Here is a 26009-nt window from a genome sequence, read left to right on the forward strand (position 1 = left end):
TTAGTGTTGGTTGTCAATAATTTATGAGCGAGAATGTTTTATAAATTATATCTATAAAATGTGATGATTTATTTGATTTGCATATAATGGATGCTTTAAATTAGGACGAAATGAAAAAAAACTAGGCGATTAAACTTAGATGTGTCCTATGTTTTTAGCTAAAATCAAAAGGTAAACTGTGGGAATTTAGGTCGATGGTCTGAACTGTTTGTGGGTGTATGGATGGGTATTTGTTCAAGTATGATGGAATTACTGAACAATGGATTTTAAGAAAAGAGGTTTCAACGGAAGAATTAGATTTAGTTACTATGTGATGAGCGAAAAAAAGAGCTACCCAAATGGATAACTCTTTTTTTATATTGAGATTGAATCTTATTCAGAAACTACTTCAAAAGGTATTTCAACAGAAACCTCTTTGTGAAGTTTCGCGATTGCTTTGTAAGTACCTACTTCTTTAACAGCATCCTTGATAAGGATTGTTTTTCTGTCTACATTGTAACCCAGTTTTTCCAGGGCTTCTGAAATTTGGATATTAGTAACAGAACCAAAGATAGTACCTGTAGAACTTGTTTTTGCTCCTATCGATAGAGATACTCCTTCTAGTTTTGCAGCTAGAGCTTGAGCGTCTTCTTTTATTTTCGCTAGTTTATGAGCACGTTGTTTCAAGTTTTCAGCTAGAACCTTTTTTGCTGATTCAGTAGCTATAACACCTTTACCTTGGGGAAGAAGGTAGTTACGCCCGTAACCATCTTTTACGGTTACGATATCGTCCTTAAATCCTAGATTTAGAACGTCTTCTTTTAGTATAACTTGCATATCTTTTTCCTCCTTTTATTATTTCATTAAGTCTGTTACGTAAGGAAGCAAAGCCAAATGGCGAGCTCTCTTTACAGCTTGAGCGATACGACGTTGGAATTTCAAAGATGTTCCTGTAATACGACGAGGAAGAATTTTTCCTTGTTCGTTCAAGAATTTCTTCAAGAATTCAGGATCTTTGTAATCAATATACTTAATACCATTCTTTTTGAAACGGCAGTATTTCTTTTTTTTGACATCAACTGAAGGCGGAGTCAAATATCTGATTTCTGATTGCTGTGCCATAATTTAATTCTCCTTTACTTCTTCTTTTTTGGTTGATTTTAAACCTCTTCTCTTCACTGCATACTCGTGAGCAAATTTGTCTTGACGGAAAGTCAAGAAACGGATCACGCGTTCGTCGCGACGGAAGTTTGTCTCTAATTTAGCGATCACTGTCGGATCAGCTTCGAATTCTAGCATAGCGTAGAAGCCTGTAGATTTCTTCTGAATTGGATAAGCCAATTTGCGAAGTCCCCAGCTTTCTTCACTAACTATTTTCGCGCCCTCTTCTACTAGAAGAGCCTTGAATTTTTCTACCGCTTCCTTCATCTGAACGTCAGATAAAACGGGAGTCAAAATGAAAACGGTTTCGTAGTTGTTCATAATTAAATCTTAAATAAATATTAAACATATTCTCATTTCCGTAAAAATGAGGGTGCAAAGATAAGTGTTTTATCGGATTTTACAAACTTCAAAGTTAAAAAATATTGACCTGTTATTGTTTTACTATCTATAAATTATATCTTTACACTCAATTAACACCTAGTTATAATAAAATGGAATTAAACGAAGATCAGGACCTAGACCTCATCTTTCCTATCATTAATGGAAAGGTTTCAATGGCGATAAACAGAATGATGTACCGAAACTTTAGAAAAGAAGGGTTGGACATCACGCCCGAGCAATGGACTGTCCTTGCTTTTTTGTGGCGCGAAGATGGGGTAACCCAACAAACATTGTGCAATTCTACATTTAAGGATAAGCCAAGTATGACGAGATTGATAGACAATTTGGTAAAACAAAACTTGGTTTGTCGCAATGCCTCTGTCAAAGACCGCAGATCTAATTATATCTTTTTGACTGACACTGGGAAATCTATAAAAGAGAAAGCTCGAAAAGCGCTATTCGATACAATGAATGCCGCTTTAGCGAGAATTGACGAGGAAGGTTTGCAACAGGTGCGTAGTATATTATCCATCGTTTTTGGTAACATCAGAGAAGCTTTGGACGAAAGATAAGTTTTACTCGTTTATCAATAGGTCCATGTGAATGGGCAGGTGATCACTTGTGCCTCCCAGATATTTATATCCAACATAAGTTCTGAAAGGCTTTTTATTTCCATACTTTACATCATTTTCCAGCAAAAAATCAGCAGAGTAGATTGTCGCAGTTCTGTCTTTAATTCTCACTTTGGTGTCGACATTTAATAAGTTACCACTAACGACAAACTGATCGAGATAATTCCATTTGCCACGATATTTGTAAGTTCCCTGGCTTTTATCATCGATCTTGTGAAGAAACATATTATAGAGTTCTTTTGAGGAAGCGGTTGACTCTATACTCTGCGCTCGCAGTGTTTCAGTCATGCTGATGTCATTCGGATAATCGTTAAAGTCTCCCATTATAATAATATTGGCTTTTTTACGGATACGGAAAAGACTATCGCTTTTTTGCTTTAATAACTGGGCACAGTTTACTCTGAATGGTCTGGTTTTCTTTATTCCTTCGGTGCGGGACGGGAAATGGCAGACGAATATATCGAGGGTATCTCCACTAATAACTTTTCCTGTGATATGTAATATATCACGTGTTGTTCTGTCTTTTGCATCTAATACAGGAGTGTATGTGTTTTTTTTAAGAATCCTTATCTGATCTCGTTGATATAATAATGCTACATTAGAGCCTCGTAAGTCTTTCGATTTGGTAATGATATATTCGTATTTCTCTTTTTTTAGATTAGCTTTTTGGGTGAGATCATGTAATACAGAGTCATTTTCTACTTCGCAAAGTCCAACTAAAGCCGGTGCAATACCATTGCCTACCGATATTATGACTTTACTTATATCATTCAGTTTCTTCCAATATCTATAACTTGTCCAGTGGAGATTTCCCCCAGGTGTGAGGTCGTCGTCATTCGTTTTAGGATTATCCTTTATGTCATACAAATTCTCCACATTGTAAAACATGACACGAAATTTGTTCTGTGCCTGTATTTGAATTAGACAGAAGAAAATTACAAAAACGAGTATTCCGGATCTTACCATTTTAATTCGCAAACCATTCATAGCACCCTATATCGGGGTTCGAATCACTAAGGCGTGATCTGCCGATTAAATCAAAAGGAGCTTTTATCGAGAATATCTTATCTGCTTTATCAATCGCCGGAGAGGATGATTTTAATTGAAAATCATATACATAATTACCTTCATAATTCAGATTCCTGAATAGAGGATCTTCATTCCATATTGTATTAACAAATTGTGGATTACTTGTTTGCGGTGACTTCACTAAGCAGTTTGTAAATTGATAGACGAAAGGTACGGTATTTGTCCCACTCAGACTAATTTCATTACTTACCGAACCATAAATAATTGAGTTGATTATATCGCATTGAGTAAGAGGTAATGCCTTAGATAAGCCAAGAGTGTTTTTTATTATTAAAGCTTCCTTTTGTCTAGGCGACCAAGTATAATAATTGGCAATAGTGCAATGTAGAAAACTATATTTCCCTCCGTTTAATTCCAAAGCTGCCCCTTTCGAATTGACGAGTAAACAGTTTTGTGCATCTATATCACAATTGATAGCAAGTACACCATTCTCCGAATTATTCTGGACGACTGTATTTATCAAAGAGGCTTTTTTGATAGTAGGCTGAGATTCTAAAAAAATCATCCCATTAGTTGCATTCCGAGTATGGAAGTTTTTTAGGTAATTATTATAGCTGTTTGAAGAAAAGTATATACCATCCCATTGTCCTGAAACATTATTGTACGAAATATCTCCTTCTATATTGTCGAAGCGGTCTCCTCTCAAGATGATAGGTTTTTCTATGGTTCCTTGTGCATTTAATGTCCCATGAATAATTAGAGAGGCATTGCGACGAAAAAAGAATTTGGTACCTTCCTTCACATCCAGTGTTACACCCTCTTTCACTACTAACGAATCATAAATCAAGAACGGCTTTTTATTGGTAAGAGTTGTATCTGTGGCGATTATTTTGCCTTTCCAGATATACACATCCTGCCCGATGGCTTCGAGATGAACATATTGCGTATTTCCATTTGTGACAAAACGGATAGAATCTCTGATTATGGTCTGGCTGTTTGTTTTCGGATTTACAGTCACTTCAACAAATGCAAAAAGACTGTCGTTTCTCAGAATTGGTACATCCGAAAAACTAGTGCCTCTTTGCCCGTCTATATTCATTCTGAAACCACTAACTGATGCATTAACCAATTCTATAGATTGAATAGTCAACGAATTATTATTCCTGTTAAATATTTTAAACTGTCTGGTCGTTGAGCCAATAGACGAAAAAACAGTATCGAATTGTACAGAATTCGTCGAAAATTCTAATTTGAGTTTTGAATCGGATGAAAAATTATCATTGTCATCGCATGCCCAAAAATAAGAACAGCAAATAGTTATTAGAATAATATAAAGTAGTTTTCTCACAAATTCTTTAGTTTTTTAGCTGCATACACCATCAATAGAACACGATTGTCCGCTAATGATATCACCTCTGTCGTTAGAAATACCATTCTGTTCCCATTCATCGTACGATTTTTTCAATACCTTTAAATACTCTTCTGGGGCAATAGAGCCTTGAACAATATGCTTATTATTGAATAGATAGAATGGAATATATTCCAAATTTAGTTCATTCTCGCTATATTCAATATCTTTCTTTATATCATTAATGTATTTATCGCTATCAAGCATCTTTATTATCTGGTCTTGACTTAGTCCTACTTCCACGCCTAGTTCTATAAGAACCGATCTGTCGCTTATATCTTCGCTATCCACAAAGTACGCTTTGAAAAGCACCTCTTCGGCTTCTGTCGCTAACCCCGATTCTTTGGCTAGTTTTATGAGTCGCAGGGCATCGGATGTATTTGCAACAACAAGCTGGTCAAAGTTATAATCTAGACCCACTTCTTTCGCTAGCTTAATAAGTTCGACATGATCTTCCTTTATTGCGGCTTCAGTTGTATTATGGGTTTCGGCAAAGTATTGATAAAATGTTTTGTCTAAAGCCTTTTTGGGAAGTTCTGGATTTAGTTCGTAGCTATGCCATACAAGTTCTACTTTGTCCTTATGAGGAAATTGAGCCAGTGCTTTTTCTAATTTACGTTTTCCTATATAACAATATGGACAAGCTATGTCTGACCATATTTCTATCTTCATTTTATCCATAATTATTTTTATTTGTATGATTTTAGTTTTCTGATTGATGCTGTGTTGTTTAGATCGAATAAAGTAACAAAGGTAACACTTTTATGTTGTTTTTTTGATTGTCACTTAGTGTTACTTAAGATTATTTATTTTCATTGAGTATGTAACCCTTATTATAGATAAAACCCGAAGTATTTATACTATAAGAGGCCCCTGCTTTCGTATAAAACGCTTTCAAAGACTAAAAGATCCTTGTTTTGCAGAAATTAACCTTTTAATAGCGATGCAGTAGACGGCCTTTGTTTATTCGAATTATTATTAAATATATAGTGCAAAATCTACAATTATTTTACATCTCATTTATCTATATATAGAAAACTAATGAATAAGAATAAATGAGAGTAGTACAAACACTATGGAATGGAAATAAAGACATTTTGAATGATGATTTTGGCTGGGTAAGCTCACAATATCATTTAATGTCGTGGGCTTTGAGTTGCTTAAGTCTGAAAGAAAACTATGAAAAAGTTGTCTTATACACAGATTATGCCGGCTATAATATTCTGGGTAAACTTTTAAAATTGCCTTATTCCGAGATCATTATTCAATACGACAATCTTTCTTGTCCTGAACACCATTGGGCATACCCTAAGTTACTAACGTATTCTCTTCAGAAAAAGCCATTTATACACATCGATGGGGATGTTTATTTACCTAAAAGGCTGGGAGTAAAAATGGAAACAGATGGGCTAATTGCACAGAACAGAGAAATAGGTACCGATTACTATAAGAATATGATGGATGGAATCTTACAAGAAGATATAATTATTCCTGACTTTTTGAAAGAAGTGCTAAAAAAAGATTCCATTCCATCCTACAATGCCGGAATAATCGGAGGAAACGATATTCAGTTTATACAAAAATATTGTCGGACTGCTTTCGACTTTATAGAAGGTAATCGATTAAACGACATTAATCGTAAAAATGTCAATGTCAATTATAACATTCTTTTCGAGCAGATATTATTTTATGCTCTTTCAGAAAAATCGAACAAGGCTGTTACAACTGTGCTTAACCATAGTGTACAAGATAATGGATATACTTATCATGAATTTTGTGATTTTTATTCTTATGATAAATATAGTCTGATGCATATTATTGGTGGGCACAAAAGGAATGCGAGGATTTGCGAATTACTCGGGCGGACTCTATTGAATAAATATCCGGAATATTATGAGAGAATTACAGACCTGTTCCCGGAACATAATAAACGACCTCAGCCCAAAGAAACAAGGCAATTGATTTTCCCCAATCTGACAAAACCAATGGGAATAACTTCTTACCAAGATTATTTAAACAATTTATCTATAAAATGGAAGGATATCCCAGATAGTTATTTATTCGATTTAGATAAGCAATCGTGCAACTATTTTGAGTTTTTAAATAAATCGAAGGGCGATAGACTTCCTGTCGTAATCAAGAGCAATCCACATTTATCTATATACGAAATTGGGGATGATTGGACATCAGAAACAAAACTACTAATAAAGGAAAAAATAAATAAGAATTATGCTTCATCTCATTTTGACATAGCATGTATTCCGTGCTTATCCACTGATGGGTTAAAAGAAGTCCTTATAAATGATTTGGCATATAATATTCTGATTCTTCTGAAGATCAGTAAAACTTTTGAATGCTTATTTGAGGAATTGCAGCAATGTTTTTATCCTGAAATTGAAATAGATAAAAGTCTTATTTATAATGTTATGGTAGCAGAATTAGAATATCTATTTTATAACAAACTGATTATTTGTTCGTATCCGAATTGATAAATGACTTATTAATAAATAGCAATACCATCATATCTAAAAAGTTAACCGCATATGGATATTAAAAATATAATAGAGCTTTTTTTAGGACAGTTAAAAATAAAATACACAAAAAGCTATTTGAATAAACTTTATGACGAACATCCATACAAAAACACGCTTTTCGGTATTTCAGATATTTTATCGAAGTATAATCTGAAAACAACAGGACTTCAGATAAACACAGATGAAAATATGGGTGAACTTAATACTCCTTTTATAACAGGTATCAATAATAAATTTGCTGTTGTATCTAAAATCACCAATGATAATGTTCAATATTTAGGGGAAGATGATCGTAAAACAATCCCGATTAATGATTTCTTAAATCGCTGGAATGGCACCATACTGATCGCCGAACAGAACAATGAGTCAATAGAACCAAACTACTCACAACACAAGAGGGTCGAGACATTCAATTTTCTACGTAATAAAGTACTTCAGGTATCCATTGTTTTATTATCGATATTGGGGATTATATCTGGCCATTCGTACTCTGATATTGGATTCTTAATGTTGCTGTCAATAAATGCAGGAGGGGTTTATATCGGCTATTTGCTTTTACAAAAACAAATGCATATCTCTAACAATCATGCAGACAAAATTTGCTCTTTGCTAAAACATGGGTGTAATAGTATTTTAGATTCATCCGCTGCCAAAATTATGGGAGCTATCGGCTGGAGCGAAATCGGACTCGGCTACTTTCTTTCTAATCTATGTGTTTTGCTTTTTTTCTCTTCTTTTAGTCCTTATTTAGCTTTAATTAATTGCTGTGCTCTCCCTTATAGTTTATGGAGTGTTTGGTATCAGAAATTTATTGCTAAAGAGTGGTGCCTTCTATGTCTTATTGTACAAGCTCTCCTCTGGCTGTCATTCATTATAAATCTGGTATTTGATTACATATATGTTCCCCGTTTATCCTTTTTTGCAATTTTTATTGTTGGATGTCTTTTTATTATGCCATCGGCTATAATTAATATACTGCTACCCTATTTTATAGATAAGAAGCAATTGAAAGCAGTACAACTAAGATATAGTAGTATAAAAATGGATGCAGGAGTATTCGAATCCAAGTTAAAAGTACAACCGTATTATGAAGTAAATAGAGAAATATCTCAAATTTTATGGGGTAATAAGGATGCTGAAACGCTTGTAACCCTTGTTACCAATCCTCATTGTGGATCTTGTGCAGCTATACATCAGCAATTAGATAATTTATTAGACAGAGTAGGGGATAAAATATGTGTTCAGTATATACTCACGTCTTTTTCAGAAGAATTAGAATCCAGTGCAACTTTTCTTACGGCTGTTTATCTGTCTGATGAAATAAAGCCCGATGAGAAAAGAGAAATCTTCAATCGATGGTTTAGCCATGGAAAAAATAATAGACAAGATTTTTTTGATAGATATGATTTTGATATCACGAGTCAAACTGTCTTAGACGAAATAGAGAGTCATCGAAGATGGTGTAAAACTGTCTCTTTGAAGGGTACGCCTACTATAATCATGAATGGTCATGAATTACCCGAAGGATACAATATAGATGATGTCGCCTATTATACAGATTTAGCTACAAATAAATAAAAATAAACCTTTTGTTAAGTTGTAAACAAAAGAAGCAGCTGCAAACAATTGAACCTACAACACAATAATTAAACATTAAAAGAAATGGAAAAATTAAAAAAAATCAAAGTCTTAAATGAGCAAGAGCTAAAAACATCAATGGCGGCCTCTAGTGCGGCCGATAATTTGAAGTCGGGGTCATTCTATGGAGTTTCTTGCCCTACTGGCGATTATGTTGGATGTCAGTATAATAACTATTATACAATACATAGTTCCCTAGTCGAAGGAACGCTTAAGCCTGTAGGTGTTACATGTGATAGCGGCAGTGGAGTATACTGTCCTGGATATTCAGGTTCAGGTTCAGGCTCAGGTTCAGGCTCAGGCTCAGGCTCGGGTTCTGGTTCTGGCTCAGGTTCTGGCTCAGGTTCAGGTTCAGGTTCGGGCTCAGGCTCAGGCTCTGGTCTAAAGAACTGTAGTGAAATCGCTCTATTTGGATCAGGAGCAAAGAGTGTCTCACTACGTCCTTATTCCTATCACATTAATTTAAATATGAGAGACGACTTTCCCAACGAAGAACCGCAAAATTGGGGGCTGTGCTTTGCAGCTTGTGTTCAGCAAATGCATCTAAAATTGGGTATCTATGGAGATAGGCCAGATTCTTTCCTGAGGAAATTTATAGAAATTGTTAAGACAAGCGATAGCTATGAACATAGAAAACGATATGGCTTTAGCCATTATGAGCAAGAGAAAATCCTGTCATATTATTTCGAAGCGAACAAATCTTATGAATGTCTGCATCCTCTATCTTTTTTGTTTAATGATAGATGTCTTTTTGCTATGGTAAAAGATTCAAGCGATGCAAGAAGCCGTCAGGTCCTTGTTGCCGGATATGATGAAACTCGCCCTTCCGAGAAATATGAGTTAACTCTTACTTATTGGGATCCGGCAGATACCAAAAATCTTAAAACAGCTTTAATTCAGAATTTCGATGAATTTTATTTCATTGGAGTTGCGAAAAAGAAATAACAGAAACTCATTAGACAAACCCTAGTTCGGTAGCAACTATTTAAATTTTAAAAAAGCGGATTGATGTTTCGAGATCAATCCGCTTTTCATTTTATTTCTTTGCAGGTATATTTTTCAAAACCTCAAGCAAGAAGTCCCACCATTTGGCAACTGATGGTATATTAATTTGCTCAGCCGGCGAATGTGCATCCGTTATAGTCGGGCCACATGATATCATATCCAGATGAGGATATTTCTCAAGGAATAACCCACACTCCAGTCCCGCATGAATTGCTTTAATCTCGGGTTCTTTATTATAAAGTTTTTTATACGTTTCTTTTGCAATATTCAGAATCTTAGAATCCGGATTTGGTTTCCATCCTGGATATCCGTCAGAATGTGTTACCTCTGCTTTAGCCTGTGTAAATATTGCATTTACCATATTGGCAGCATTTTCTTTCTGCGATTCGGTAGAGCTACGTTGGCTTGTTCCTACAACAATCGTATTGCTGGCTTTCATTTTGATAGAAGCCAGGTTAGTTGATGTCTCTACCAATCCCGGTATATCGAAGCTCATGCCTAATACTCCATGAGGGCAACCATAGATAGCATTCAATAGATTATTTGTTGTATTCTTATCGATGAGTGATGTAGGGGTGTCGGTCGATTCAACTGTTATTCTAAAGTTCGGATCCACAGCCTTCAGCTCAGCTTCTATTTGTGGAGCGAGAATATTCAGGTCGATAATAATGTTCTCTTTCTTATTGTAGGGAACACCTGCTATCGCATAAGCTTCGCGCGCAATGGCATTATGAAGATTTCCTCCGCCAATCTCTGCAAGAAGAAGATCGTATTTTCTGTTCAAATCCCAAAGGTAGCGATTGAGTATCTTGTTAGCGTTGCCTAATCCTTTGTGTATCTCGGCGCCGGAATGTCCTCCGTTGAGCCCTTTTACTTGTACCTTGAACCAGAAGAAATTAACAGGAGTCGATTCCGATTTATATGTGAAAGTCGCTGTCGTTCCTTTCCCTCCGGCACAACCGATATAAATCTGCCCCTCTTCTTCTGTATCCAGATTAATGAGAATATCTCCGGTAAGAAAGTCTTTGCCTAAAGCATAAGCACCTGTCAATCCGGTTTCTTCGTCTACCGTAAATAAGCATTCCAGTTTGCCGTGTTCTATATCATTCGATGCTAAAATCGTTAAAGCTGCTGCTACACCCATGCCATTATCTGCACCTAAAGTTGTTCCTTTAGCTTTCAGCCAATCACCGTCTATATAGGTTTCGATGGGGTCTTTGTCGAAATCATGTACAGTATCGGTGTTCTTTTCGCATACCATATCCACGTGTCCTTGCAGAATTACGATCGGTAGGTTTTCTTTTCCTTTTGTTGCTTCTTTGGTGATAAGGACATTGCCTGTATCATCTTTTTTTACACTTAAGTTATGTTTTTTTGCAAAGTCAAGTAAATAAGTAATTATTTTTTCTTCTTTCTTTGATGGACGGGGTATTTGAGTGATTTCATGGAAATAATTCCAGATAGGAGCGGGCTTTAAATCTTTTATATTCATCTTTTTTATATTTGATAATATTTTTTCACAATCTTAATAACATATAAAAATATACAGATAAAGGATAAAAAGCAATATTTTTACAACTTTTAAAGGTTTATTTGTAGCGTACTTTTAACATTATGATATATCTTTGCCGGGTCGTTCTAAAATAAAACTTGTATATTTGGAGCCTAGGAGTAAGATTAACTAATTTTTTATAGATAAATAATGAAGAATATTTCTTATGTGATTAATGGTGTTTTGGCTGTTGCTATTATCATTTTATTTGTACTGTTCTTTACTAACAAGGGTAATTCAAATGAAGAAGATAAAACTCCTTTGGCTTTCGAGCCGGGAGACTCTACTGTAACATTGCCTATAGCATATGTAAATGTAGATTCATTACTTGCTAACTACGAATTTGCAAAAGTGTCGGGAGAGCGATTGATGAATAAATTTAAAAGTTCGAATAATACAGTAGCTCAAAAACAACGACAGTTGGAAACTGAAGCTACCGATTTCCAACGTAAGGTTCAGAGTAATGCATTCCTAAGTCAGGAGCGTGCTCAAGCAGAATCGCAACGTATCCAAAAATTAAATGCAGACTTGCAACAAATGGCTCAACGCTTAGAAAATGAGTTAGCGCAAGAAGAGCAAAAAATTAATGAGCAGTTAGCTGATTCGGTACGTGTTTGTTTAGTAGAATATAACAAAAAAGCAAATTATCAGATTATTTTCAGTAATAAAGGTTTGGATAATATTCTTACTGCAAAAGATAAATACGATATAACTCAAGATATCTTGAAGTTGTTGAATAGCCGCTATAAAGCGGAAGCAGCTAAATAAAAAGCATAAGAAAGATAGTATAGATAGGGTGGCCCGATAGGATCACCCTATTTTTTTGTTTTTTTCTCGATTGTAGATTATGAAATTTGAAGTGGAAATGTATCTATAGTTTTAGAAATACATTTTTAAACAAACATAATACTTAACTATCATGAAAAAAATGATCGCTTTCTTACTTGTTTTCATGGCTTTTGTCGAGCTGAGTTATGCCCAAAAGGGAATTCGTGTAGGACTTATGCCTATAATAGATGTTTCTGCATTAAGGTCAAGCGAATCTCCTGTCCGCATTTCGGAAGTAAAGGTAGATGTCAAGGTTGTCGGAACTATGGCTGTGACTACTGTTGATATGGTATTTTACAATCCGAATAATCGCATTCTGGAAGGAGAACTACAGTTCCCTTTGGGCGACGGGCAATCTGTTTCGCGCTTTGCTTTAGATATTAATGGGAAGTTACGCGAAGGTGTAGTTGTAGATAAGGCTAAGGGTCAGGAAGCTTTCGAATCGGTGATCCGTCAGAAAATAGACCCGGGATTATTCGAAAAAACACAAGGCAATAATTTTCGTACCCGCGTATATCCATTACCTGCGAAAGGAACACGTAGAATTGTAATCGCTTATGAGCAAGAGTTGATAGAAAATAATGTTAGCTTTCGCTTTCATTTGCCTGTGGAGTATGGTAATGTGTTAGATCGTTTCGACTTGAATCTTACAGCTTTTGCAACAAACAGTCAACCTGTGATAGATGAAACTCCTTGGGGCAAATTTTCGTTCGACAGGGCAGGGGATGCTTATGTCGCTTCTTATAGTAGTACAAATTATGACGCTAAGGGTCAGCTTGTTTTTTCTATTCCTAGCAAGAATAGTCAGACACAGTTTGTTGAGCAAGGAAAATTGAGTGGTGATTTTTATTTTTATACGAATGTTAAGCCGGAAATCAAACAAAAAAATCGCGAAAAAATAAATATTCCTGCCACCATTGCATTATATTGGGATGCATCCGCATCTATGGAAAATAGGGATTTAAATAAAGAATTTCAATTTTTGGATAAATATTTCGAAGGAGTAAGTGATAAAATAGTATTCTTATATTCTTTCAATCTTAATGTAATAAAGTCTCAAACGTATATTATTAAAGAAGGGAACTGGTCTGAACTCAGAAAAGTATTGGAAAATATAAAATATGATGGAGCCACCCAATATGGTACCTTGAATCTGAAAAACTCTCATAGGTCGATGCCTAGACCATCAGCGTCTGCGCAATCGATGAAAAGGCTAAAATCGTGGAATGAACCCGATGAAATATTGTTCTTTTCGGATGGATTGACAAATTTCGGCGAATCGGAGCCTGAAATAGGGGGCATCCCAGTGAATACAATAACTTCTCTATTATCAGCGGATCATGCTATGTTGAAATATATGGCATCAGCTACGGGTGGTAAGTTCATAAATCTTATGCAAGAAACGGTGGACGAAGCTGTGTCGAGAATGCATACGCAAGAGCTTCAATTCCTTTATGCTGATTATGATAAAGGTGAGATTTCTGACATAACGCCCTCTATACCACAAACTGTAAATTTATCAAGTATTTTTTCTCTGGCTGGTAAGCTTAAAACCAAATCTGCGACTATTACATTACACTTTGGAGTAGGAGATGAAATATTATATTCTAAAACAATAAAGATGAGTAAGTCTGATGCTGCTGATTACAATAATATTGTGGAGCGTGTCTGGGCAGAAAAAAGAATAGCAGAATTATATATTCGTTATGATAAAAATAAGCGAGAAATAGAAACCTTGGGCAAACAGTTCAATATTGTAACCCGCAATACTTCTCTTATCGTTTTGGATAGGGTAGAAGATTACGTGCAATATGAAATAACTCCTCCTGAAGAACTGCTCGCTGAGTATACAAAACAAATCAACTATATAAAAAAGAATAAAAGTAATTATGTACAAGAGCACATAGAATCTGTAGTGCAGATGTTTGATGCCCGTAAAGCTTGGTGGAATAAGTCATTTCCTAAAACGTGCTCGAAGCAATCTCAAAATAGGAAAGGTTCTGAACCTCACTTTGTACCACCTGTTATTTATGAGGATAATATGGTTATGGCAGATATGTATATAGCGAGTTCAGATGAAGAAGACATGGTGCTTAGAGAAGAAATTAGTATTAGTAGAATGGCGGTGTCTAGTAGTTCTATATCAGGTGTTTCTATCGAAAGTTTATCAGAAAATAAGGAGATGGAGAGAGACATAAAATTGAAGCCTTCTACTTCTCTGCAACAAGTAAAACAAGCGAAAATTGAGTTAAAGGTTTGGAGTCCGGATACACCATATATGAAAATTCTGAAATCTAAATCAGATACTGAGCTTTATCGGGTTTATCTGGATATAAAAGAAGATTATAAAACTACACCATCTTTCTATCTTGATGTGGCGACTCTATTCGAAGAGAGGGGATTAAAACAAGAGGCACTGATTATATTATCTAATCTGGCAGAACTAGAGGTCGAAAACTATCGTTTGCTTCGTGTTTTGGCTAATAGGTTAAATCAACTCGGTTACACTGGATATGCAATTGTATTTTTTGATAAGGTTTTAGAGCTTCGTCCAAATGAGCCACAATCATATCGTGATTTAGGACAAGCCTATGCAGCCAATGTTGATTACCAAAAGGCAGTAGATATAATGTGCAAATTGGTACAACGTTCTTGGGATGGTCGCTTCCCGGGCATCGAAGTTATCGTTGTCGAAGAGATAAATAAGGTGATCATAGAGGCAAAAAATAAGAAAGTGAAATTAGACTTGTCAGCAATAGATAGTCGTTTAATTTATGAGATGCCTGTGGATATTCGTATTGTTCTCAATTGGGATACCGACAACAGTGATATGGATCTCTGGGTAACAGATCCTTGTGGTGAGCAATGCTTCTATAATAATCCAAACACACGAGTTGGAGGCTATATTTCCAGTGACTTCACAGGAGGATATGGCCCCGAGGAATTCATGATAAAAGAGGCCATATCGGGTAAGTATAAAATTCAGGCGCATTATTTTGGTTCAAGAGAACAAACGCTGGTTGGCCCGACAACGGTTTATCTGGATATTTATACTTATTACTCTACAGTAAGAGAGAAAAAGGAAACGATAACATTACGATTGACTCAAGATGAGTCTACTGTAGATATTGGCGAAATTATTTTTGATGGGAGATAAGTAAACTGTTTTTTAGAAAGGATAGGCGGAAAGTAGAAAAAACTTCCGCCTATTTTTGTTTGTTTCTGTATAGTATTTATCTTTGTTCAAATTATAGATGATATGAATAAATACGGACTTATTGGTTATCCGTTAAAACATTCTTTTTCCCAACGCTTTTTTACAGAAAAGTTTGCTAAAGAAAATATTGAAGCAGCGTATTTGAATTTCGAAATACCACAGTTGCTTTTATTTCCCGATATTATAAAATCTCATCCTGACCTAAAAGGACTGAATGTGACCATTCCTTACAAGGAGGATGTTATGCAATTTCTTGATGAATTAGACATTGAGGCCGAAGCTATAGGTGCTGTAAATGTTATTAAGTTCGATAGGAGCAAGGGCGGTGTGAAATTAATTGGCTATAATTCTGATATAATCGGTTTTCAAAACTCGATATTTCCTTTGGTCAAGCCAGCTATTCATAGAAAAGCATTAGTATTAGGTACTGGGGGGGCTTCTAAAGCTGTAGTGCGTGCCTTGCAAAATCTAAATATACAACCAGTATATGTTTCACGTACTAAAAAAGAAGGTGCGTTCATATATCAAGATCTGAGTGAAAAAATACTGACAGAGTATACTGTAATAATTAATGCTTCGCCATTAGGTACATATCCTAATGTGAATGAGGCTCCTGATATTCCTTATCAATATATATCAACAAATCATCTGGTATATGATTTAGTGTATAATCCCGAAGAAACTAAATTCTTAAAATTAGCTAAAGAAAATGGGGCTATAATCAAAAACGGAGCTGAGATGTTAGAATTACAGGCACTTGCTGCATGGGAAATATGGAATAGATAAGACGAAAATAAATTAAATACGAAATACCATTATGGAAATAATAAATCTATCAGAACAAAATACCATTCTTAATCGCTTTGTGAGCGAGTTGCGGGATGTAAACATTCAGGGTGACAGCCTCCGTTTCAGACGGAATGTAGAGCGTATCGGCGAAATTATGGCATACGAAATAAGTAAAAAGCTGTCTTATACTCAAATAGAAACACAAACACCATTGGGTGTATCTACGACCAATGTCCCTACAGACCAGATTGTAATTGGTACAATATTGAGAGCAGGTCTCGTATATCATAGTGGATTCTTGAATTGTTTCGACAAAGCTGAAAATGCTTTTGTTTCGGCATACCGTAAATACAGAGAAAATCATCAAAGTTTTCATGTACATATAGAATATATTGCTTCTCCTAAGATTGAGGGAAAGGTGTTGATTCTTACCGATCCTATGCTGGCAACGGGTGGCAGTATGGATTTATCATATCAGGCATTGTTGACAAAAGGTCAGCCTAAGCACATTCATGTGGCTACTATAATAGCAAGCCAGCAGGCAATCGACTACTGTAAACAAACTTTCCCGGATGCTAAAACGACTATCTGGGCTGCGGCAATCGATCCGGAGTTGAATGACTTGGCTTATATTGTCCCAGGATTGGGTGATGCCGGCGATTTGGCGTATGGTGAAAAAGAATAATACTTGTCTCTGAATAAATCATAATAAAAAGAGTCGGATGAAATTTCAGCCGACTCTTTTTATTATAATTACCTAAGCAATTACTTATTTCTAGTGGAAAACAGCCAAGCTGTTTCATATTTCGGATTTTCTTTACGGAAATTCTCTAAGAAACTTTCAGCCGTTTTTTTATCATCAAAACTTTCAGCAGATATTCTGTATCTATCCGCAGACTGGATTATTTCTGCATGAGGAAAGTCTGAATTTTGTATTTTTTTCAGAAGGCTGTTAGCTCTTGCAGTATTATCCTCTCCACCAATAATAATGTGATATTTACGAGATGGTATTGTTTTTTCTGCTTGAATATCTTCTCCCTCTAAATTAGCCTTATTCGTTGTTGAAACAAGACTCGCTGTCGATTCAGTTTTAGAGGCTTGAATGTTAGCTGACGAACGAAATGATTTTGTTAGCGACTGAACAAAACCAGCTTCTTGCTTATTTGTATTACTACTATCGATTATGCTTGTGGATGGGGTAATAAATAATAGTACTGTAGCTGCGATAGCAGCAGTGGTAGCTAACGCATGCTTTAATCTTGATGCATTTTTTCTTTTACCTTCCGAATTATAAATACCCGCCAGAGGATAAAGTTCTGTATGTGTTAAACCCCAAAGCTGAGGATGAATAATTACAGGATTCGCTATGAAGATAATATTATTATAATCGTCTAATTCTAGCCGTCCTACTTTACCACACTCAAAAATCCTTTCGGTTAAGAGAGTTTTTCTAATAGTAAATACTTCCTCTTTTACTTTTTTTGTTGCTATATTATATGATATGCACTCATTTCTATGTATATGCGAGATAAGTATGCCGTCATCATGACCTAGTTCTTTGTTGAAACTTATGGTATAAGTGGGAGGGAGGATCTTATTATTAGTGTATTTTGCAGGCTCTATATTTGTAATAAAGCCGCCAAAATCGGGTATAATTACACAATTATGCCTTGGAAGTAGAAAGTTTATATATTTAAATATTATAGATTCCATTATACAAAGATAATGCAATAGTTGAAAATCAAAAGTCTATTTTAATATAAAATTATCGTATGTAATACTTGGTTTAAGCTAAAAGTTATCTAACTTTGTACCGCTAAAATAACTAGTGGTTTTAGATCATGAATAATGTTTGAATTATTTTTTCGCTGGTTAGTATGATATATTCTGTATAATGAGAGGCGATTGCTTAAAACAAACCTATTAGTCGATATACACATAATAAAAAAAATATGAAGTTTGTATTGAAAAAGTTTTATTGGATACTCTTTGTATCTATGTTGTTAACTTCTTGTAATTCGTATAAAACAATCCCTTATCTTACAGAGGCAGAGTCAATATCTTCCGAGGAGTTTGCAAAGGTTGCAAAAAAGTATGAAGCAACAATTATGCCGAATGATATTCTGACTATTACGGTGAATACCCCGACAAATAAGGCTTCTTTGGATTTTAACTTACCTCTTGTTCCTCAGGAAGCAAGCGACCTTGTGCAATCTAGGGTTTCTTCCGCTGCGGGTGGGTATGGTAGCCTACAGAATTATATTGTAGAAAAAGATGGGTGCATTAATTTCCCTGTTTTAGGTAAGTTGAAGATAGGTGGGCTCACAAAGCAGGAAGCTCAGCAAAAAATATCATCCATGATTTACCCCCAATATCTTAAAGAAGAACCAATTGTGAGTATTCGGTTTCTGAACTATAAAGTCGCAGTATTTGGTGAAGTTACAAAGCCTGGTGTTTATTCTTTCACGAATGAACAGGTTACAATTCTTGAAGCTTTGGCTACAGCGGGTGATTTGACTATTTATGGAAGGCGAGATAATATTATGCTTATAAGAGAGGATGCGGATGGTTTTCGTAGCGTGAAGCGTATTGATCTTCAGAATAAGGATGTGCTTTTGGAAAATGATATATATTATCTTCAACAAAATGATAAATTGTACATTGAACCTAACAAAGCTCGAGCACGAAATTCCCAAATTGGTTCAGTTGAGACACTTACTGCTACAGCATTGATATCAGGGCTGTCTCTTATAATTACAATTGTTTCAGTTATAACACGATAAGTTTCTTTATAAATATGAATAAATTTACTACGAGTCCCGCAGATAAAGTTCTAGATGAAACTGAAGAAGAGATAAATTTGAGAGAAGTATTTTCTAAATATTTTTCTCATTGGAAATGGTTCATTCTGTCTATAATCGTATTTTTAATAATAGGCATGTTCGTTTATTTATGTTTAGATAGAAAATATGAAGTGCAATCAGCGATTTTGTTAAAACAAGATAAAAACTCACCTTCTGGAGGGGCTGCTGGAGCCATGGCTAGTATGGCAGATTTGGGTTTATTTAGTAGTGCTAGTAACATAGATAATGAGGTTGCAGTATTGTCTTCTCCAAACCTGATGAGGCAGGTTGTATCAGATTTAGGTTTACATACATCATATTTTGAAAATGGTTTGTTTCGTAATACAGAGGTCTATAATAAATGTCCTTATATCGTCCATCTAGAAGATATATCGCCAGATGAATTGAAAGGTAAAATATATTTGAAACTAGAGAAGGAGAAAAATGGGATTCGTATTATAGGGGAATATCTCGTAAAAAAGGATGAGTACGAAATAGATGAATTTTTAGATCAGTTACCAGGATTTATTACTTTACCGGAAGGTGTGGGACGCTTGTCTATTTCTCACAGACCGGATTTTATAGTTGAGGAAGGAAAAGAAAATGAGGCTTATAGAGTACATATAAATAACACCCAAAAAGAAGCCTATGCATTGGGTGAATTGCTAACCATTGCCCCTACATCTAAATCATCATCCGTATTAAATCTAACCATAACTGTTCAGAATGTTGATAAGGGTGTCGATATTTTAAATAAAATTCTTAAAACTTATAATAAAAATAATGTTGATGATAATAATGAAATAGCGAGGAATACGTCTGTTTTTGTAGATGAGCGTTTGGTTGCTATATCATTAGACTTGAAAGATATAGAGAATAAGGTTGTTGATTATAAGACAGGTAATTCAATAACAGATTTAGGTGAGGAAGCTAAATTATTTATCGAGAATACATCTGAAATAGAACAACGGCTTATTGATCTTGGAACGCAATTACAATTAATTGATTTTATTGAAGATTATCTTAAAAAGACAGAAAATAGTTATAGAACTATACCTACTTTAGGTATTTCTGATGGTGGTTTGGCAGGTTTGATATCTAGTTACAACTCCCAAGTATTACTTTATGAAAGTTTAGAGAGGAGCACAACGGAAAGTAACCCTTCTCGTATAAAAGCACTATCAGACATAAATAATTTACAAGCAAGTGTTTTATCGGCAATAGTAAATCAAAAGAAGACACTGAATATATCGAAAAAGGAACTCGAAAAACGATCGTCTCTAATATCCTCTCGCATTCGGTCTGTACCAAATCAAGAGAGGGATTTATTGGATATTAAAAGGCAGCAACAGATCAAGCAATCACTCTATCTTTATTTAATGCAAGTTAAGGAGGAGACCAATATAGCGATGGCTTCTTACTCCGATAAAGCAAAATTGATTACAGATCCGATTATCCCAGATTATCCAATTTCACCAAGAGGGAAAGTTATATTATTAGGCTTTTTCATTCTGGGCATAGTGCTTCCTATTGGAATAATCTATGTAAGAGAATTGATGCAAGTAAATATAGTGAGCAGGAAAGAATTAGAGAAGTTGTCTAAAGTGTCAGTTATTGGTGAAATAATGAAAGCCGATCTTCACAATGAGGTAATTGTTGTTAAGCCAGGCCAAGTAACGCCTATTGTAGAGTTATTCAGAACATTGCGTAACAATATGCAATTTATATTAGGCTCTACCGATACAAAAACTATATTAGTTACGTCTACAGTGCCAGGCGAAGGAAAGACATTTGTGAGTATAAATCTTGCTGCATCTTTTGCTTTATTAGAGAAGAAGGTTCTTTTAGTTGGCTTGGATATAAGAAATCCTAGGCTTGCTGATGATATAGGCTTTTCAAAAAAGATTGGTGTTACTTCTTATCTTTCAGGTGGTGAAACGGAATGGAAACCATTAGTGAATAAGTTAAAGGGTTATGGCAATTTAGATATTCTCCAAGCAGGAGTTATACCTCCTAATCCGAATGAATTGCTGATGAAGCCAATATTGAAAAAACTACTGGACGAGGTTAAAGAAGAGTATGACTTGGTCATAATAGATTCCGCTCCTATCGGTGTTGTCTCTGATACATTCTTACTGGCTCCTTATGCAGATGCGACGGTTTATGTTACTCGCGAAAATGTTACACCTAAGGAGGCCGTGAATTTTATTAATGAAGTTTATAAAGATGATAAGCTTCCCGATATGTATTTAGTTCTTAATGGAGCCGATTTATCTAAAAATAAAGGACGCTATGGGTATGGAAATACTTATGGGTATGGAGTGGATAAGCAGTCTTAATACTAAAAAAAATAATGAATTAATATATGTCATCCCCCATTTGAAAATCAATTTTCAAATGGGGGATGATAATTTATAAATTATATTGTATGTACAGTTTTTTATTTTAATTTAGACGACATAAACTTTTGATATATGGCCGAATCCCTTACTATCCCAACTACTTTCTCTAAGGAGGAAAAATACAAAACTCTCTTACCGCAGTTTAAGGCTTTAATAGGAGGAGAGACAGACGTTATTGCCAATTTTGCCAATATATCTGCTGCTTTAAAACAGGCATTCTATTTTTTTTGGGTTGGATTCTATATCGTAAAAAGAGACGAGCTTGTTCTAGGTCCATTCCAAGGGACTATTGCATGTACCCGAATTAAATATGGTAAAGGTGTTTGTGGAACGGCGTGGAAAGAAAAGCGAGTTGTTATTGTACCTGATGTAAACGAATTTCCCGGACACATCGCATGTGATGCACTATCTCAGTCCGAAATTGTTGTTCCTCTTTTCTATAAAGATGAAGTTATTGCAGTGTTGGATGTTGATAGCGAATTAATCAATCACTTCGATCAGATAGATGCTACTTACCTCCAACAAGTAGTTAACTTGTTAGAGGCGAGTTTATCCGAAGCTTAATTCCTTTCTTTTCTTTTATTTTTACTTGAATGGGAATAATATTGGAAGCATAAGTATCATTACTATACCCATTACAACCTGTAAAGGTAATCCTACTTTTATATAATCCATAAATGTATATCTACCAGCGCTCATAACCAGTGCGTTCGGTGGTGTTGAGAATGGCGATGCGAAGCACATGCTTGCTGCAACAGCTACTGCAAATAAAAATGGATATGGGCTCACATCCATTCCGATAGCTGCCTGCATTGCAATTGGTGTAAATAATACTGCAGTTGCAGTGTTGCTTATAAACATAGTTAGGAGTGATGTACAGAAGTATATCCCCGCTAGTAGTGCGTAGGGCCCCATGTCTCCTAGTTGATCAATCAAGCCGTTTGAAATCAGTGTGTCGACTCCTGTGTTTTTAAAAGCGGTAGCCATTGGCAACATAGCTCCAATGAGAACAATGCTTTCCCAGTTGATACTGCCGTATGCCTCTTCTACATTCCGTAGGCAGCCTGTTATTACCATGAAAACAGCGGCAAGAAGTATCGCCACGACTGATGGTACTATGTCGAAGACCATGGCCACAACCATTAATGCCATAATAATAGCAGCGATAGGAGCTTTCTGATTGAGAGTTACTTTAGCAGCTTCTTGTAACGGTTGACCCACAAGTACCAAGTCATTTTGGCGATCGCCTAGATTTGCAATGTCAGCCCATGTGCCTTGTATTAGTAGAGCATCACCCGAATGGAGTTTTGCACCCTTTATATCATACATCTGATATTCTTTCTGGCGTTGTATGCCAAGTACATTTACATTATATTCTTCTCTGAAACGAATTTCAGAAATCGTACGATTTATCAGTTTAGAATTGGGCATTATAAATATTTCGGCAATGCCCGATTCTTGAAAGTCAGAGAATGCTTCCTTATTCTGTTTTCGCTCAAAGTCAAGATTGTTTTCAGATGCAAATCGCTCCAAGCTGGATGCTTCTCCTTGACAGTACAGTATGTCGTCTTTTTGTATAATCGAGTTTGGCCCTGCGATTTCCTCGATGTATTTTTTTCTTAGTTTCGATGAGCCTACTTTTCTTATTATTTTACTTATACTAATATCATAATGTGTAGCAATCTTTAGTTCGGCTAAGCTCTTGTTGAGCAGCGGCGAATTGTTATTAACCTCTACTTTATATGATTGTTGTAGCAGATTGTATTCGCTAGTCAGTTCCTTTAATGATTTGCCCTGATTCTTTTTCGTTTTTGAATCATCATTCTTAGATATAAGTAATTTACTAAGAAAGAAAAGTACGACAAGTCCTACTGATAGGGCAATAAAGCCGATCGGGGCGAAAGAGAAAAAGCCTAAAGGCTCAAATCCGGCATTAATTATTGCATCTTGTATAACCAGATTGGGAGGTGTACTAATCAATGTAAACATACCCATGCTACTTGCGAAAGCCAAGGGCATTAAATATCGGCGAGGACTGATGTTGGCACTATTAGCTAAACTCACAATGATAGGCATCATCACAGCCACTGTACCGGTATTACTTACAAAAGCTCCAATACCTGCTGTTACAATCATAACCAGTACAAATAACAAATTCTCGTTACCACCTGCAAGCTGTAGTATTTTACTACTTATCATTTTTGCCAAACCCGTCCTGAATATCCCTGCGCCTACGACAAATAGGCCGATCATCATTATAACCACAGGATTTGAGAATCCGGCTAATGCTTCAGATGGTTGTAATATGCCGAATAAAATAAGGGCAAGTAACGAGCATAATGCTACAAGATCGGAGCGGACTTTGCCTCGCATGAAAAAGAATGAAGCGATAGCAAGAATAGTCAGTGTTATATTGATAGGCGTTAAAAGCGATAGTAGTGACATATCTAATTATATTGTGATGTTATTAATTTGCGGTACAAAGATAACGATTACAGGTATAAACTGTAATCATTTTTATTTAACATTAACAACATAAAAGTCTCAAAATTGTTTTGAAGTAATGTCTTAAAGTTATTGTTGATTGTTCTTAGTGAAAATGTATTTGAAATACATGCCTTTGTCTACTTTGGCAAGCCTTTTGCATTAAATGATATGCCAATATTGACAGAAAATATCAATTATCTGTCATGTGTGTTCTATTTGGTTGATAACAAGAATGATATTAGATATGAAAGAAGAAAATAACGATTTTAATCAAGAAAAAGAGGAAGAATTAGCTGCTGATAATATGACAATAAATCAGTCGGAAGAGGTTTCTGATGAAAATATTAATGACAATGTGACTGATTGGGAAGCTAAGTATAATCAATTAAATGATTCTTACCTGCGTCTTAATGCTGAATTCGATAATTACAGAAAACGTACATTGAAAGAGAAAGCCGAGCTAATAAAATCGGGTAGCGAACGTGTGCTGTTAGATGTAATAAGTGTTGTCGATGATTTTGACCGTGCATTGGAAAACGTATCCAAGACAGAAGATGTGGATGCTGTAAAAGAAGGAATAGATCTTATTTATGCAAAATTCTTGAATTTTTTAACAAAGCATGGTGTAAAGGAAGTAGATGCGATCGGACACCCTTTCGATACGGATAAGCATGAAGCGATAACCACTATTCCAGCTCAGGAGGAAGAAGATAAAGATAAGATTGTAGACTGTGTACAAAAAGGATATACACTTGATGATAAGGTGATTCGTTATCCAAAAGTAATTGTAGCAAAATAAACAATAGAAGAAGCTAATGGCAACGAAAAGAGATTACTACGAAATACTGGAAGTAACTAAAACTGCATCCTCAGAAGAAATAAAAAAAGCATACAGGAAAAAGGCTATCCAGTTTCATCCTGATAAAAATCCTGATAATAAGGAAGCCGAAGAAAAGTTTAAAGAAGCTGCTGAAGCTTATGAGATATTGAGCGACGAGCAAAAGCGTGCGAAGTATGATCGTTACGGTCATTCTGCGCCCGGAGGCTTTGGCGGACACGATGGCGGTTTTTCTATGGATGATATATTCTCTCAATTCGGAGATATATTCGGTGGACATTTTGGTGGAGGCTTTGGTGGTTTTGGCGGACAGCGAGGACCTCGTGCAAACAGAGGTTCGGATTTGCGTGTAAAAGTGAAGCTGACCCTAAAGGAGATTGCATCGGGAGTAGAGAAAAAAATTAAAGTAAAGAAATACGTATCTTGTTCTTATTGTAGTGGTACAGGTGCAGATAATGGCACAGCATACGAGACATGTTCTACCTGTAAAGGTTCGGGTGTTGTTACTCGTATAATGAATACGATGTTGGGGCAAATGCAGACACAAAGCACATGTCCTAGCTGTAATGGAGAGGGTAAGAATATAACAAAGAAATGTGTTCATTGCTCTGGCGAAGGTATTGTGCGCGAAGACGAAGTGATTACAATAAATATACCGGCAGGTGTTGCTGAAGGTATGCAATTGTCGATGAGTGGTAAGGGAAATGCTGCACGTCATGGAGGTGTTAACGGAGACTTGTTGATTCTGGTGGAAGAAGAGCCGCATGCAGAACTTTTCAGAGATGAAAACGATGTTGTTTATAATCTTCTGTTGACTGTTTCTACGGCTGCTTTAGGTGGTACTGTAGTTGTCCCTACTATCGACGGAAAAGTAAAAGTTACTATTGAGCCGGGTACACAACCGGGAAAAGTACTTCGATTGAAAAATAAAGGATTGCCAAGTATCAATAGATATGGTACAGGTGATTTATTGATCAATATAAGTGTTTATATTCCTGAGAACCTAAGCGATAGTGAGAAAGATACGCTTACCGGACTAGAGAATTCACCGAATTTTCAACCAAGTAAGTCTGTAAAAGATAAAATATTCAGTCATTTCAGAAAGATGTTTGACTGATCAAAATATAATAGCGAAAAAGCAATCTAATTTTAGATTGCTTTTTTTTATACGCTATCATTTACATATATGCTGTCTTCCTCGAATTAATTATGTTGGCTTTAACAATTATAAGATCTGCAATATAACTGAATGATTTTCTATCTTTCAATTTAAATTTTATCTT

At 35.6% G+C, this 26009-nt stretch carries 22 protein-coding genes; 13 read left to right on the forward strand and 9 right to left on the reverse strand.

Translation table 11 applies throughout. The features are described 5' to 3' along the window. Window positions 1-372 precede the first annotated feature (372 nt). Genes rplI through rpsF form a run of 3 tightly spaced genes read right to left on the reverse strand, consistent with a single transcriptional unit; the run spans window position 373 to window position 1461 of the window. Window positions 373-816, reverse strand: a complete 444-nt coding sequence (gene rplI, locus G7Y57_RS01685) for a 50S ribosomal protein L9 (protein ID WP_165020437.1) — start codon at window positions 814-816, stop codon at window positions 373-375. 18 nt (window positions 817-834) lie between these two features. Then, on the reverse strand, window positions 835-1104 hold the full coding sequence (gene rpsR, locus G7Y57_RS01690; protein WP_185153912.1) for a 30S ribosomal protein S18: 270 nt from the start codon (window positions 1102-1104) through the stop codon (window positions 835-837). Continuing rightward, a complete protein-coding gene (gene rpsF / locus G7Y57_RS01695) occupies window positions 1105-1461 on the reverse strand; it encodes a 30S ribosomal protein S6 (RefSeq protein WP_165020439.1) in 357 nt (118 codons plus the stop codon). It lies immediately after the preceding gene. A 173-nt stretch (window positions 1462-1634) separates the two neighbouring features. On the opposite strand from rpsF, the gene G7Y57_RS01700 reads away from it, so the two are divergent. Next, on the forward strand, window positions 1635-2096 hold the full coding sequence (locus G7Y57_RS01700; protein WP_165020440.1) for a MarR family winged helix-turn-helix transcriptional regulator: 462 nt from the start codon (window positions 1635-1637) through the stop codon (window positions 2094-2096). 3 nt (window positions 2097-2099) lie between these two features. Here the strand turns inward: G7Y57_RS01700 and G7Y57_RS01705 are convergent, their stop codons facing one another. The 3 genes from G7Y57_RS01705 to G7Y57_RS01715 all read right to left on the reverse strand — a co-directional run bounded on the left by G7Y57_RS01705 (window position 2100) and on the right by G7Y57_RS01715 (window position 5274). Continuing rightward, entirely contained in the window at window positions 2100-3044 is a 945-nt protein-coding gene (locus tag G7Y57_RS01705; protein WP_165020441.1) for a hypothetical protein, read from the reverse strand. Window positions 3045-3123: 79 nt separating this feature from the next. Continuing rightward, window positions 3124-4533, reverse strand: a complete 1410-nt coding sequence (locus tag G7Y57_RS01710) for a choice-of-anchor Q domain-containing protein (RefSeq protein ID WP_255491304.1) — start codon at window positions 4531-4533, stop codon at window positions 3124-3126. 15 nt (window positions 4534-4548) lie between these two features. After that, the gene (locus G7Y57_RS01715) at window positions 4549-5274 is read right to left on the reverse strand and encodes a DsbA family protein (RefSeq protein WP_165020442.1); all 726 of its coding nucleotides are present in this window, start codon (window positions 5272-5274) and stop codon (window positions 4549-4551) included. Window positions 5275-5648: 374 nt separating this feature from the next. On the opposite strand from G7Y57_RS01715, the gene G7Y57_RS01720 reads away from it, so the two are divergent. The 3 genes from G7Y57_RS01720 (at window position 5649) to G7Y57_RS17855 (ending at window position 9710) form a co-directional block, all read left to right on the forward strand. Beyond that, window positions 5649-7082: a DUF6734 family protein gene (locus tag G7Y57_RS01720; RefSeq protein ID WP_165020443.1), complete on the forward strand. Its 1434-nt coding sequence runs from the start codon at window positions 5649-5651 to the stop codon at window positions 7080-7082. A 54-nt stretch (window positions 7083-7136) separates the two neighbouring features. Further along, window positions 7137-8705, forward strand: coding sequence for a vitamin K epoxide reductase family protein (locus G7Y57_RS01725; RefSeq protein ID WP_165020444.1), 1569 nt, complete (start codon window positions 7137-7139; stop codon window positions 8703-8705). Between the two features lie 138 nt (window positions 8706-8843). Then, window positions 8844-9710 (forward strand): hypothetical protein, encoded by an 867-nt coding sequence (locus G7Y57_RS17855; protein WP_185153907.1) that lies wholly within the window; start codon window positions 8844-8846, stop codon window positions 9708-9710. A gap of 91 nt (window positions 9711-9801) precedes the next feature. Here G7Y57_RS17855 and G7Y57_RS01735 read toward each other — a convergent pair whose 3' ends face one another. Then, window positions 9802-11262 carry an aminoacyl-histidine dipeptidase gene (locus G7Y57_RS01735; RefSeq protein ID WP_165020445.1) on the reverse strand — a complete coding sequence of 487 codons (1461 nt, stop codon included), beginning with the start codon at window positions 11260-11262 and terminating at the stop codon, window positions 9802-9804. A 210-nt stretch (window positions 11263-11472) separates the two neighbouring features. Between G7Y57_RS01735 and G7Y57_RS01740 the strand changes: the two genes are divergently transcribed. The 4 genes from G7Y57_RS01740 (at window position 11473) to upp (ending at window position 16841) form a co-directional block, all read left to right on the forward strand. After that, entirely contained in the window at window positions 11473-12090 is a 618-nt protein-coding gene (locus tag G7Y57_RS01740; RefSeq protein ID WP_165020446.1) for an OmpH family outer membrane protein, read from the forward strand. Between the two features lie 151 nt (window positions 12091-12241). After that, on the forward strand, window positions 12242-15307 hold the full coding sequence (locus G7Y57_RS01745) for a VIT domain-containing protein (protein ID WP_165020447.1): 3066 nt from the start codon (window positions 12242-12244) through the stop codon (window positions 15305-15307). Between the two features lie 102 nt (window positions 15308-15409). Then, on the forward strand, window positions 15410-16153 hold the full coding sequence (locus G7Y57_RS01750) for a shikimate dehydrogenase family protein (protein ID WP_165020448.1): 744 nt from the start codon (window positions 15410-15412) through the stop codon (window positions 16151-16153). A 31-nt stretch (window positions 16154-16184) separates the two neighbouring features. Next, a complete protein-coding gene (gene upp / locus G7Y57_RS01755) occupies window positions 16185-16841 on the forward strand; it encodes a uracil phosphoribosyltransferase (RefSeq protein ID WP_165020449.1) in 657 nt (218 codons plus the stop codon). Between the two features lie 80 nt (window positions 16842-16921). On the opposite strand, the gene G7Y57_RS01760 is transcribed toward upp, so the two are convergent. Then, window positions 16922-17869 carry an SPOR domain-containing protein gene (locus tag G7Y57_RS01760; protein ID WP_165020450.1) on the reverse strand — a complete coding sequence of 316 codons (948 nt, stop codon included), beginning with the start codon at window positions 17867-17869 and terminating at the stop codon, window positions 16922-16924. Between the two features lie 239 nt (window positions 17870-18108). On the opposite strand from G7Y57_RS01760, the gene G7Y57_RS01765 reads away from it, so the two are divergent. The 3 genes from G7Y57_RS01765 to G7Y57_RS01775 all read left to right on the forward strand — a co-directional run bounded on the left by G7Y57_RS01765 (window position 18109) and on the right by G7Y57_RS01775 (window position 21965). Further along, window positions 18109-18939 (forward strand): polysaccharide biosynthesis/export family protein, encoded by an 831-nt coding sequence (locus G7Y57_RS01765; protein WP_165020451.1) that lies wholly within the window; start codon window positions 18109-18111, stop codon window positions 18937-18939. Between the two features lie 14 nt (window positions 18940-18953). Further along, on the forward strand, window positions 18954-21338 hold the full coding sequence (locus G7Y57_RS01770; RefSeq protein WP_165020452.1) for a GumC family protein: 2385 nt from the start codon (window positions 18954-18956) through the stop codon (window positions 21336-21338). Window positions 21339-21473: 135 nt separating this feature from the next. Continuing rightward, window positions 21474-21965, forward strand: coding sequence for a GAF domain-containing protein (locus G7Y57_RS01775; RefSeq protein WP_165020453.1), 492 nt, complete (start codon window positions 21474-21476; stop codon window positions 21963-21965). 21 nt (window positions 21966-21986) lie between these two features. Here G7Y57_RS01775 and G7Y57_RS01780 read toward each other — a convergent pair whose 3' ends face one another. Then, window positions 21987-23819, reverse strand: a complete 1833-nt coding sequence (locus G7Y57_RS01780; RefSeq protein WP_165020866.1) for an SLC13 family permease — start codon at window positions 23817-23819, stop codon at window positions 21987-21989. 313 nt (window positions 23820-24132) lie between these two features. On the opposite strand from G7Y57_RS01780, the gene G7Y57_RS01785 reads away from it, so the two are divergent. Continuing rightward, entirely contained in the window at window positions 24133-24687 is a 555-nt protein-coding gene (locus G7Y57_RS01785) for a nucleotide exchange factor GrpE (protein WP_165020454.1), read from the forward strand. Between the two features lie 16 nt (window positions 24688-24703). After that, the gene (gene dnaJ, locus G7Y57_RS01790) at window positions 24704-25843 is read left to right on the forward strand and encodes a molecular chaperone DnaJ (RefSeq protein ID WP_165020455.1); all 1140 of its coding nucleotides are present in this window, start codon (window positions 24704-24706) and stop codon (window positions 25841-25843) included. Window positions 25844-26009 lie beyond the last annotated feature (166 nt).

It is taken from the genome of Dysgonomonas sp. ZJ279, assembly GCF_011039205.1.
Classification (GTDB): domain Bacteria; phylum Bacteroidota; class Bacteroidia; order Bacteroidales; family Dysgonomonadaceae; genus Dysgonomonas.

Excerpts from the sequence above, each read along its gene's own strand:
- rplI (WP_165020437.1), bottom strand. The coding sequence starts at position 816 with ATGCAAGTTATACTAAAAGAAGACGTTCTAAATCTAGGATTTAAGGAC.
- rpsF (WP_165020439.1), bottom strand. The coding sequence starts at position 1,461 with ATGAACAACTACGAAACCGTTTTCATTTTGACTCCCGTTTTATCTGAC.
- G7Y57_RS01700 (WP_165020440.1), top strand. The coding sequence starts at position 1,635 with ATGGAATTAAACGAAGATCAGGACCTAGACCTCATCTTTCCTATCATT.
- G7Y57_RS01705 (WP_165020441.1), bottom strand. The coding sequence starts at position 3,044 with ATGTTTTACAATGTGGAGAATTTGTATGACATAAAGGATAATCCTAAA.
- G7Y57_RS01715 (WP_165020442.1), bottom strand. The coding sequence starts at position 5,274 with ATGGATAAAATGAAGATAGAAATATGGTCAGACATAGCTTGTCCATAT.
- G7Y57_RS01720 (WP_165020443.1), top strand. The coding sequence starts at position 5,649 with ATGAGAGTAGTACAAACACTATGGAATGGAAATAAAGACATTTTGAAT.
- G7Y57_RS01725 (WP_165020444.1), top strand. The coding sequence starts at position 7,137 with ATGGATATTAAAAATATAATAGAGCTTTTTTTAGGACAGTTAAAAATA.
- G7Y57_RS17855 (WP_185153907.1), top strand. The coding sequence starts at position 8,844 with ATGGCGGCCTCTAGTGCGGCCGATAATTTGAAGTCGGGGTCATTCTAT.
- G7Y57_RS01735 (WP_165020445.1), bottom strand. The coding sequence starts at position 11,262 with ATGAATATAAAAGATTTAAAGCCCGCTCCTATCTGGAATTATTTCCAT.
- G7Y57_RS01740 (WP_165020446.1), top strand. The coding sequence starts at position 11,473 with ATGAAGAATATTTCTTATGTGATTAATGGTGTTTTGGCTGTTGCTATT.
- G7Y57_RS01745 (WP_165020447.1), top strand. The coding sequence starts at position 12,242 with ATGAAAAAAATGATCGCTTTCTTACTTGTTTTCATGGCTTTTGTCGAG.
- G7Y57_RS01750 (WP_165020448.1), top strand. The coding sequence starts at position 15,410 with ATGAATAAATACGGACTTATTGGTTATCCGTTAAAACATTCTTTTTCC.
- upp (WP_165020449.1), top strand. The coding sequence starts at position 16,185 with ATGGAAATAATAAATCTATCAGAACAAAATACCATTCTTAATCGCTTT.
- G7Y57_RS01760 (WP_165020450.1), bottom strand. The coding sequence starts at position 17,869 with ATGGAATCTATAATATTTAAATATATAAACTTTCTACTTCCAAGGCAT.
- G7Y57_RS01765 (WP_165020451.1), top strand. The coding sequence starts at position 18,109 with ATGAAGTTTGTATTGAAAAAGTTTTATTGGATACTCTTTGTATCTATG.
- G7Y57_RS01770 (WP_165020452.1), top strand. The coding sequence starts at position 18,954 with ATGAATAAATTTACTACGAGTCCCGCAGATAAAGTTCTAGATGAAACT.
- G7Y57_RS01775 (WP_165020453.1), top strand. The coding sequence starts at position 21,474 with ATGGCCGAATCCCTTACTATCCCAACTACTTTCTCTAAGGAGGAAAAA.
- G7Y57_RS01785 (WP_165020454.1), top strand. The coding sequence starts at position 24,133 with ATGAAAGAAGAAAATAACGATTTTAATCAAGAAAAAGAGGAAGAATTA.
- dnaJ (WP_165020455.1), top strand. The coding sequence starts at position 24,704 with ATGGCAACGAAAAGAGATTACTACGAAATACTGGAAGTAACTAAAACT.